The sequence below is a fragment of the Aliiroseovarius conchicola genome (assembly GCF_041403445.1).
Lineage (GTDB): Bacteria > Pseudomonadota > Alphaproteobacteria > Rhodobacterales > Rhodobacteraceae > Aliiroseovarius > Aliiroseovarius conchicola.
This window is the reverse complement of record NZ_JBGEHL010000015.1, coordinates 43,814-52,735: the sequence shown is the minus strand read 5'-3', so window position 1 is coordinate 52,735 and position 8,922 is coordinate 43,814. Positions and strand designations below refer to the sequence as shown.

Annotated in this window: 10 protein-coding genes; 4 read left to right on the top strand and 6 right to left on the bottom strand. The window is 53.4% G+C overall.

All coding sequences use genetic code 11. From position 1 onward, the window contains the following. Positions 1 to 52: 52 nt before the first annotated feature. The 3 genes from V6N04_RS16965 to V6N04_RS16955 form a co-directional block, all read right to left on the bottom strand. Positions 53 to 346, bottom strand: coding sequence for an NINE protein (locus V6N04_RS16965; RefSeq protein ID WP_371171385.1), 294 nt, complete (start codon positions 344 to 346; stop codon positions 53 to 55). Between the two features lie 449 nt (positions 347 to 795). Next, positions 796 to 1,542 carry a pyridoxine 5'-phosphate synthase gene (locus V6N04_RS16960; protein WP_371171384.1) on the bottom strand — a complete coding sequence of 249 codons (747 nt, stop codon included), beginning with the start codon at positions 1,540 to 1,542 and terminating at the stop codon, positions 796 to 798. Beyond that, a complete protein-coding gene (locus tag V6N04_RS16955) occupies positions 1,539 to 2,204 on the bottom strand; it encodes a pyridoxamine 5'-phosphate oxidase family protein (protein WP_371171383.1) in 666 nt (221 codons plus the stop codon). Before V6N04_RS16955 ends, V6N04_RS16960 begins: the two co-directional genes overlap by 4 nt. Before the next feature lie 60 nt (positions 2,205 to 2,264). Here V6N04_RS16955 and pdxR point away from each other — a divergent pair, with 60 nt between their 5' ends. Next, positions 2,265 to 3,740, top strand: a complete 1,476-nt coding sequence (pdxR, locus tag V6N04_RS16950; protein ID WP_371171382.1) for a MocR-like pyridoxine biosynthesis transcription factor PdxR — start codon at positions 2,265 to 2,267, stop codon at positions 3,738 to 3,740. Positions 3,741 to 3,962: 222 nt separating this feature from the next. On the opposite strand, the gene fosX is transcribed toward pdxR, so the two are convergent. Together fosX and V6N04_RS16940 are read right to left on the bottom strand one after the other, a co-directional pair. Continuing rightward, entirely contained in the window at positions 3,963 to 4,367 is a 405-nt protein-coding gene (gene fosX, locus V6N04_RS16945; RefSeq protein WP_371171381.1) for a FosX/FosE/FosI family fosfomycin resistance hydrolase, read from the bottom strand. After that, a complete protein-coding gene (locus V6N04_RS16940; protein ID WP_371171380.1) occupies positions 4,364 to 5,572 on the bottom strand; it encodes an MFS transporter in 1,209 nt (402 codons plus the stop codon). Before V6N04_RS16940 ends, fosX begins: the two co-directional genes overlap by 4 nt. 82 nt (positions 5,573 to 5,654) lie before the next feature. Here V6N04_RS16940 and V6N04_RS16935 point away from each other — a divergent pair, with 82 nt between their 5' ends. Continuing rightward, positions 5,655 to 6,617, top strand: coding sequence for a GlxA family transcriptional regulator (locus V6N04_RS16935; RefSeq protein ID WP_371171379.1), 963 nt, complete (start codon positions 5,655 to 5,657; stop codon positions 6,615 to 6,617). 60 nt (positions 6,618 to 6,677) lie between these two features. Beyond that, positions 6,678 to 7,214 carry a phosphotransferase-like protein gene (locus V6N04_RS16930; RefSeq protein WP_371171378.1) on the top strand — a complete coding sequence of 179 codons (537 nt, stop codon included), beginning with the start codon at positions 6,678 to 6,680 and terminating at the stop codon, positions 7,212 to 7,214. On the opposite strand, the gene V6N04_RS16925 is transcribed toward V6N04_RS16930, so the two are convergent. Next, entirely contained in the window at positions 7,211 to 8,089 is an 879-nt protein-coding gene (locus V6N04_RS16925) for a LysR family transcriptional regulator (protein ID WP_371171377.1), read from the bottom strand. The two genes, V6N04_RS16930 and V6N04_RS16925, sit on opposite strands and share 4 nt — an antisense overlap. Before the next feature lie 120 nt (positions 8,090 to 8,209). On the opposite strand from V6N04_RS16925, the gene V6N04_RS16920 reads away from it, so the two are divergent. Beyond that, positions 8,210 to 8,845 (top strand): LysE family translocator, encoded by a 636-nt coding sequence (locus V6N04_RS16920; RefSeq protein WP_371171376.1) that lies wholly within the window; start codon positions 8,210 to 8,212, stop codon positions 8,843 to 8,845. The last annotated feature ends 77 nt before the right edge of the window (positions 8,846 to 8,922 follow it).

The window sequence follows — 8,922 nt, the reverse complement described above, 5'->3', positions numbered from 1 at the left end:
CAGACAATCCGGCAACGACGCTTGCATCACGAAAAACAAGCCGCATAATCAATCACACAAACGAGCCAGAGCCTCCAATGCTCAAGCCGCTATGATGTCCAACTTTATATGACGACGGACACATGAACAGGTCCACAATCATGCCAAAAAACACTGCATAAAGGCCGAACGCTCCGATCCCGCCCAAAAACAGCAAAGGTAAGGAGATCAAAGTTACCCATAGAAATATCTTCGCAACCTTGATCTCGCCCAAATAGAATCTGTGCGTACCGAACCAACCAACGATAAGTAGCAGCAAATAGGCGATGACTAGGTTGGGTTTGATGGTTTTTGAATTATCGGTCAAAAGACACCCGCTTAATGATATGCAAGCTCGAAGGCGACAGCTCGAGTCCCAAAAAAGCGTGTTTGTTGAGACGAGCGATCGTGTTCTTATCTGCACTGTTTGACGTTCTTTCCACGGTAACTCCTAGATTCCATATCGTCGAGGCGACTCATCATTTGGTTGTTGAGGTGTTAGTGAGCACAGCGGTCATTGGGACATCTGCAGCGAAAACTAACTTCGTCCCGCGCCATGCCCGTTCGCGGATGATGATGCGGATGGCAGCGATTTCCGAAAGCACGCATTCGTACATCGAGCGGCGAAGGTGCTAGGAGAGCCCCAGAGCCACCAATGCTGCGCCTTTTACCAATGTCCGGTTCGGAGAATATCACTGAATGCTCTGCGCAACCCTAGAGCAGTCGGTTACGAACGGACGAGCAGCGTACGTATACACTTACCTGCCCAAATTTGCGTCATTCAGTTCGACCTTCGCAGGCTAAAAGATATCTCTGCACCGTTTTTTCTATCCCAAATGTCAGGGTGTCACAGAACAGGGCATGGCCGACGGAAACTTCGGCTAAGTCTGGAATGCGCCTGACCAGTGGCGTCAAATTTTCAACCGTTAGATCATGCCCCGCATTCACGTCCAGTCCGTTCCGCGATGCTTCAACGGTCGCGGCGGCGAGACAATCCAATTCGTTCGCTTGCGTCTTGAGGTTCTTGTGTGCACCGCCATAGGGTCCAGTGTAGAGTTCCACCCGGTCTGCACCGGTCGCGGCGGCATCACCCATCACTCCAGCATCTGCATCTGCAAAGACAGCGACGCGTTGTCCGTTGGCCTTAAGGCGCGCGACAACCGGAGCAAGCAGGTTTCTTTCTTCAACAAAGTCCCATCCATGATCACTTGTTGGCTGCTCAGGCGCATCCGGGACGAGTGTCACTTGATCTGCACGAAAGTCATGTACGAGGGTCAGAAACCGATCATCGGGGTAACCTTCAACATTGAGTTCCCGGTCGGGAAACTCGGCATCAATCAGTGCGCGCAGGTTACGAACATCAGACGCTTTCGTGTGGCGCTCGTCGGGACGCGGGTGAACTGTGACACTAGCTGCTCCGGCGCTAAGCGCCCTTCGAGCCAAGTCCACCATATTCGGCCACGGTTGGTTGCGTCGGTTGCGGAGCAACCCCGCCACATTCATATTTACGGAAAGCACGGTCATGCCCGTTGCGATCCATATCGGAACAAAGTGACATGATCCGGAATTTCCAAACCCTCAAGGTTTCGCGCGTCCGCAATCGGTGCGCCGACGGTTGTGTGTACAGGAATGACACCCGCCCAGATCGGCAACGCATAATCTGCTTCATCATCGGATGGGCCGCCTGTTCGGATTTTGGCGCTACCTTCCGCGATCTCCATGCCTAGCACAGTCGTAGCCTTGAGATCTTGCGCATAATCGGGACGCAGCGAGGCATAACGATCTGGAAATAAACCATCCACAAAGCGGGCAAGCTTTTTCAATTTTTCTTGGGGGTTTTCTACTTTGAAAGCAGTCCCAAACAGCGTCACAGACCGGGAATTAACCGAATGATGCATCCCTGAGCGAGCAAGAACAAATCCGTCGAGGATCGCGACCGACAGACATACTTCAGCATCCAATGAACTGCGCAAAGCGCGGCTGGCCGAGGAGCCGTGCCAATAGACATGATTGCCTTCACGCCATTGCAACGTCGGCGTCACAAATGGCGCACCGTCGATCACATAACCAACGCTGCACATGGGTTGTGCGTCCAGAATTTCGTTGACGGTTGCACAGTCAAAATGTGCGCGCTCGTGCATGCGCCTCAGGCGGGATTTCTCTGAAACAGGCAGTGTTTCTGTCATCGCGTCGACTTTCTTAGGCTCTTGTTTCCCATGCGATGCCATTATATTGGCTATAAGGAAATGACCAATTATGCACTTTCAAAAAAGGCCAATTTGCAACGTGAACTGCTGGCAATCACGTTGGACACCCGGGCAACAGGATCTTTGCAGTCACAGCTCGTCGCTGCATTGAGGCGGATCGTTTCATCATCACCGAACGCAGCCGGAGAACGATTGCCTGCAAGCCGCATGCTGGCGGAAGAGCTGTCAGTCTCGCGTACAACTGTGCAGGCAGCCTATGATCAATTGATCAGCGAAGGAATTTTTGCAGCACGCCAGGGCAGTGGGACATTTATTACCGATGAAATCAGTCACCTCATTAAACCACTACCGCAGGTAAAACGCCTTGCTGATCCGCCCACACCCCGCCCTTGGCAGCCATTTCAAGTGGGACTACCTGATCAATCGTTGATGCCGCATAAACTATGGTCGCAGCATCTTGAGCGCGCATGGCGAGACCCCGACACGGCGCTTTTGGCGTCACCTGATCTATTGGGGTGGTATCCGCTACGTGAGGCGATTGCCGACCATTTGGAAGCATGGCGCGGGCTTGCCTGCGACCCCGAGCAAGTGGTCATTACTTCTGGTGCACGAGAAGCATTTGAATTGGTGTTCAACGGGCTTTTGGGTGTGGGACAGCATGTGGCAATTGAAGACCCGTGCTGGCCAAAACTGCGTGCTGTTCTGGAGGATACCGGTAACCTAGCCCATCCGGTGAAAATCGACGCTGAAGGGTTTAATCCCGCAGCAATACCCCAGGATGCGGAGGTGGTTGTTATCTCTCCCTCGCGACACTACCCAACCGGCGTTAGTTTGCCGTTGCCGCGACGCCTCTCACTTTTGGCATGGGCTGAGCAATGTGGCGGCCTGGTGATTGAAGACGATTATGACAGCGAATTTCGCTATCGTGGGCAGCCCTTGCCGTCTTTGTGTGGTCTCGATGGACTGCGGCGCACACTTTACCTGGGCAGCTTCTCGAAACTGATCAGCCCGGCTTTGCGTATCGGATATCTTGTTGTGAAAAAGGAGTATTTGCCGAAGCTACGGGCGCATTTGGCGAGGGTTGGTGCACGTGCTTCTCTTGTTCCACAGCCAGCCTTAGCGACATTCATGCAAGGCGGCGACTACGCAACGCATTTGCGCCGGATGAGGCGGACCTATGGACGTCGGCAACGGCACTTACTTGCCGCTCTTGCCCCGGTATCTGAGCTTTTAGATTTGCAAACAGACCCTTCAGGCATGCATCTATGCCTGTCGTTTCAACCTGAACTCGCGGAAAGAACAACAGATGTCGCCATTAGTGAACTAGCGATGAAGGCTGGCCTAAGCATCGATGCGTTGTCCGCGCACAACATTTCCCCGAATGGACCTCAAGGGCTTCTGCTTGGCTATGCAGGATTTGATGAAGACGCACTGACCGCGGCGGCCAGAGTATTTGCGGACCAACTTCATTCGTTTTTGAAAGGCAAAAGCAGTCATTCGAATTCGAACCCATAACGGCAGCAAAGTCCGCGCCATGCCCGTTCGCGGATGATGATGCGGATGGCAGCGATTTCCGAAAGCACGCATTCGTACATCGAGCGGCGAAGGTGCTAGGAGAGCCCAAATTGCCCGATTTCTGCGCGATAGCGAATGTCGGCTATGGCGTAAATCGGCGTCTTGAGCTGATCACAACGTATTTGCCGAGGATAGTCTGGATGTGACCTGCTTGTTCAGACTTTATCCAGCTGCATAGCGTTTCAGACGCTCTTCCAGTGTCCCGCTGTGCAACTCGAACATGTGGTTGTCGTTGTCGTAGAAATAGATCGAGCGGCCCTCACCTTCTACGCGGGCACGGCCTTCCCTTACTTCCAAACCGAGTGCGCGGATGCGGTTCATTCTATCGTCATATTCATCGTCTGCCATCTTGAAGGCCACATGGTTGTAGGTCTTAGACGGCAAAGGATCACCCTCCATGGTAGCAACCCAAACGCCTCCAATGTCAAAGAAGCGCTCTTTGGAGAGCGAAAACGTGTTTTCCCCGCTGTCGTAGATCTTTTTGGCATCCAGAACAGAGGTCAGCAGCAGTTCCATATTGTCGAGGTCTTTCACGATGAAGGTCATGTGGCTTAGTCCCTGGATCATGTGGGTAGTTCTCCTTCTTTGGTGGGCGTTTCTTCAAAACGCATGAGTGCTGCATAGACAAGCGCTGCGATCAGGACCGGGATGGCGGCGATGGCCAAAATGGTCCAATCCAGATGTGACACGATCGCGCCGGACCCGAAGGCAAAGAGAGTTGAGATCAAAGCGATCACCGTATTGTTCGTGCCCTGCACAAAGGTCTTTTCTGCGTCTGAGGCAGCTTCAACAATGAGATTGGTGGCAGCAATGATGCTGAAATTCCACCCAATCCCAAGAATGATCAGCGATCCATAGAAGTGAATGAGGCTCAAGCCGCTTGCAGCCAGCCCGGCAGAAATGAGTGTCAGCAAAAGGCCCAGGATGGCAATTTTTCTGGTCCCGTACCTTTTGATCAGGAAGCCCGTAACAAAGCTAGGTGCGAACATTGCGATCACATGCCAGCGGATGACGTCGCCTGCTGTGTCTTCACTAAACCCGCAGCCAATCATGGCCAGAGGCGTAGGTGACATCAGCAAAACCATGATGCCCTGAGAGACTGCACCGATGATAATGGCCCCACGAATTGGCCCGCGCGTGATGGCGTTAAGCCTGTTTTTCGGTCGCAATCGGTGCGCTGTGTCCTCGATGGAAGGTCGAGAGCTTTTCACCATCAGAAGTGGCAACATTCCGATCAGACTGAAAACAGATATGGCGAAGTAAGCACCGCTGAGGGGTGCCGCCTCAATCGAATTTCGGGACCAGATGAAAAGCTCAGGCCCGGAGAAGGCTGCCACGAGCCCGGACGTCAACATGATTGAAATCGCAACCGGCTGCCATTCTTTGGAGACAACCTCAGCGACGGCAAATCGAAAATATTGATAACAGGCCAAAGCCGAACCCAAAGCCATATGGCCGAGGCAGAGAAGAATGAAACTGGATTGCAGCATCGCCAGCGCGCAAAGCACCCCACCGAATACGGCACAGGTCCCTCCGACCATGAAGCCTGTTCTTCTGCCATATCGACCCATGAACCCCGCGAACGGAGCTGTTGCCAACAGCCCAGCCAGCATTTGTACGGCAGGCGGGAGTGTCACCAAAGAAGGACTGGATGCTAGTTCCAGCCCCGCCAAACCGCCCAGAATAATGAGCATCGGCATAGCTGTTGCAAGGATCGTATTGGCGGCCACAAGTCCGATGAAGCCAGGATTTGTGTGGGAGTCTAGGGACATGATGCATCTCTGTTGGCAAGGATTGACAGACCGTCAAATACCCTACAGAAGTAGTGTCTAAAATGACAAATGAGCATCAAAAATGGACAAGCGACCAAAACGCCGGACACTAGATGTTTTTCTTTTTGACGGCGTGAACTTGCTTGACGTCGCCGGGCCGGTACAGGCTTTCGACACAGCAAGGTATGACGGTAACAACGTCTATGAACACCGCTTTGTCAGCTTGGACGGGCAGGAAGTCACCGCGTCCTGTGGTTTGGCTATGTCTGTGGCAGGCCCACTAACAAGTGCTTCAAACGCAGATGATTTGCTTATTCCTGGAGGCGCGGTCGATCAGTTTCTGGACCACCAGCCGCTTCTGGGCATTATTGCGGCCCGGTCCCGAAGAACCGGCGACGAGCGGCTCATCTCTATCTGCTCAGGCGCACTCATCCTTGCGGCGTCGGGTGTTTTGGACGGGATGGCTGCCACAACCCATTGGCGGCGCGAAACGATTATTCGAGACTACGAAAGCGTGAAGTGGGACCTTGATCTCATCTGTACCGAAAGCGACCGAATATTCACGTCAGCGGGTGTGACGACCGGTATTGATCTTGCATTGAGTATCATCCGAAAAGACTGCGGAACTTCTGTTGCCCTCGACGTTGCGCGTGAGCTTGTTGTGCAGTTGCGCAGAACTGGTGGGCAAAGCCAGTACGCCATGCATCTTGCAGGTCAGTTCACACCAGACGACAGTTTGACCCGCCTCATAGAGCAGATCGTCGCGCGTCCAGAACAAACATGGTCACTGGAGGCACTTGCTGCGGAGGCGGGGATGAACACGCGCACCCTGAGCCGTCGATTCAATACCCACATGCAAATCTCTCCGGCCCAATTCGTGGAGAAAACACGTGTTGACCATGCACGGGGCATGATGGTTGAGAATATCCCATTGAAAACCGTGGCTGAGAAAAGCGGCTTTGGCGATTTACAGCGTATGAGACGCGCTTTTCAGCGGAGGTTTGGGGTGAACCTGGGCGATTATTTATCCGCCTTCAGGGGCTGACCCGGCGTGCCGCGTTCGTCTTCCGCCAGTCCCACGAGAGACCTGCCACGCTGCATTCTCGTGAGTGGCCCGTCGAGCGCGGGGAAGACGACACTTGTGGGTGCGCTTCAGAACCGGTTTCAGAAGATGTTCTTGGGTTTCGGGATTGATAGCATCCTGTATTCGCTGCCACCTGCCGACCTCGCGGCGATGAAGGCTGGGCGGTCGATCAATCGCGAGGGATACGCTTACAACCTGCTGGTCGAGGCGCACCACGCTGCGATCCGAGCTATCCTTGCGTCCGGATGCAGGGTAATCGTGGACACCGCCTTTCTGCGTCCCGCACATCGCATTGGCTTCGATACTGCGGTCAAGGGCTTCGACACATTCCGCATCGGTGTAACCTGCAACCTGGAGGAGCTGGACCGACGGGAACGCGAGCGCGGGGACCGCCCGATCGGAAGCGGGCGACGCGAGGCGGGCGTCGTTCATGAGGAGATGCGCTACGATCTCGTGGTAGACACGACCGACACGCGGGTGGATGCGCTACTGAACCAAGTGCTCGATGCGCTGAATGAGTGGTGCCACGCGAGCGGCTTGGACGGCAAGCGAACCTAGCCGTTAGGATTTCGACAGAATTCGTTTTGAATCCAATGAACTACGTCCATCACAGGTTTCGACGTAGCTGGCTGCGTCGGCCAAACCAGAAAAATATACTCTCCAGAAGCCTGCTTATCTCGCCAAACCTCTCTAAGACGGCCCGCATCAATATCATCTTGGACAAATAAATATGGTACGATTGCAATGCCCTGGTTGTTTATTGCCGCATCTATCGCCAGCGAGGCAGAGTTGAAATTCAATGGCTCCAGTGTCTCTTGCGCGCAATGACGCGCTAACAGTTTATCCCATCTTCGGTGGCTATCTTGTATCAGCGATGACGCAAGTACTCTCTCTAAACTGGGTTGAACGCCGATACCGGGCAGATCAGCACTGCACACTGCTACCAGTTCCAGTTCAATAAGCCGTTGCATCTGCTGTCCGTGACAGGTTCTAAAAGTTTTCCCATGTCGCAGAGCAATCTCGTTTTGATGCAAAGGCCGCTCAAGCACCTGTGCGCTGGCCTCGATGGTCAGTTTTAATCCCGGTTTCAACTTTGAAAACATCGGCAGTCGAGGGGCGAGCCATTTCCGCGCGATAGTCGGCGAAACATGCACCGTGACCTCATTGCCAAGCTGCCGGACTTGGCTTGCCGTCTTATCCAACATGTCGAGACAAGTTTCAACGGTTTGGAATAGTTCTTGACCAGCCCGTGTGAGTGAAACACCGCGCGGTTCACGCTCAAACAGCATTACACCCAACTCTAACTCAAGTTGCTTGATACGTTGGGAAATGGCGCCTTGAGAAAGGTTCGTCTCCACTCCTGCCTTGAGGAAGCTGCCATGACGGGCAGCGGATGCGAACATTCTGAGGGAGTTCAGGTTCAGATTTTTCACAAGCACTTGAACGTATTAGTTTTTCTAAACCCTATGGCTGAAATCATGGTTAGTCAATGAAGTGAAGTGGTGAGATAGGACAGAGAACCGTTCCGATGATGCTGCATGAGGGCCAACCCAATGCCTCACTCCGATATTCTTTTCTCGCTGCTCACTATGTCGGGAATTTTGGCTCTAGCCTGGATGACACCAGGCCCCAACATGCTTGCAGTGATTGACTCGTCTCTGAGAGGCGGCTGGTCCGCCGGATTCATAACAGGGCTCGGTATTTCAACCGGAAACGTCGTTTGGAGCATTGTTGCAATTGCTGGCAGCGATGTGGTCTTCCGTGAGTTTCCTCAGCTTATTCTAGCAATCCAACTGTTGGGGTGTGCCTATCTTCTATACTTGGGTTATCGCTCCTTAAGAACAACACTGACACCGAGTGCAGATAACGGTGTTCCACAAGCACCAAAGGGCCGCGGCTCATTCTATGTGACCGGGCTCATTGTCATCTTCACAAACCCAAAGGCGATTCTGTTCTTCGCGTCAGTGTTCACAGCGCTTATTCCACCGGATGCAAGCGCCACATGGAAGATGGCGGCCGTGTTTTTGAGCGGCGTCATTCCGACCCTGGGGCATACTTTCACCACGACGGTGCTGTCTCGGCCACGAATGGTGGAAAAATACTATGCCAAGCAACGATACATCTCAGCGGTGTTTGCCGTGGCCTTCTTTCTTATCGCCCTAAATCTGCTGACAAACCTCGTTAACTAGCAACAGGTAGCAATGCTGGTGTTAGCCGGGGTATCGGTCTATAGCGGACATTGAATCAATCGTCCCGAACGGCAGCA

Bases quoted from the DNA above. Each gene is read 5' to 3' on its own strand.
- V6N04_RS16960 (WP_371171384.1), bottom strand. From the start codon at position 1,542: ATGACCGTGCTTTCCGTAAATATGAATGTGGCGGGGTTGCTCCGCAAC.
- V6N04_RS16955 (WP_371171383.1), bottom strand. From the start codon at position 2,204: ATGACAGAAACACTGCCTGTTTCAGAGAAATCCCGCCTGAGGCGCATG.
- pdxR (WP_371171382.1), top strand. From the start codon at position 2,265: ATGACCAATTATGCACTTTCAAAAAAGGCCAATTTGCAACGTGAACTG.
- fosX (WP_371171381.1), bottom strand. From the start codon at position 4,367: ATGATCCAGGGACTAAGCCACATGACCTTCATCGTGAAAGACCTCGAC.
- V6N04_RS16940 (WP_371171380.1), bottom strand. From the start codon at position 5,572: ATGTCCCTAGACTCCCACACAAATCCTGGCTTCATCGGACTTGTGGCC.
- V6N04_RS16935 (WP_371171379.1), top strand. From the start codon at position 5,655: ATGGACAAGCGACCAAAACGCCGGACACTAGATGTTTTTCTTTTTGAC.
- V6N04_RS16920 (WP_371171376.1), top strand. From the start codon at position 8,210: ATGCCTCACTCCGATATTCTTTTCTCGCTGCTCACTATGTCGGGAATT.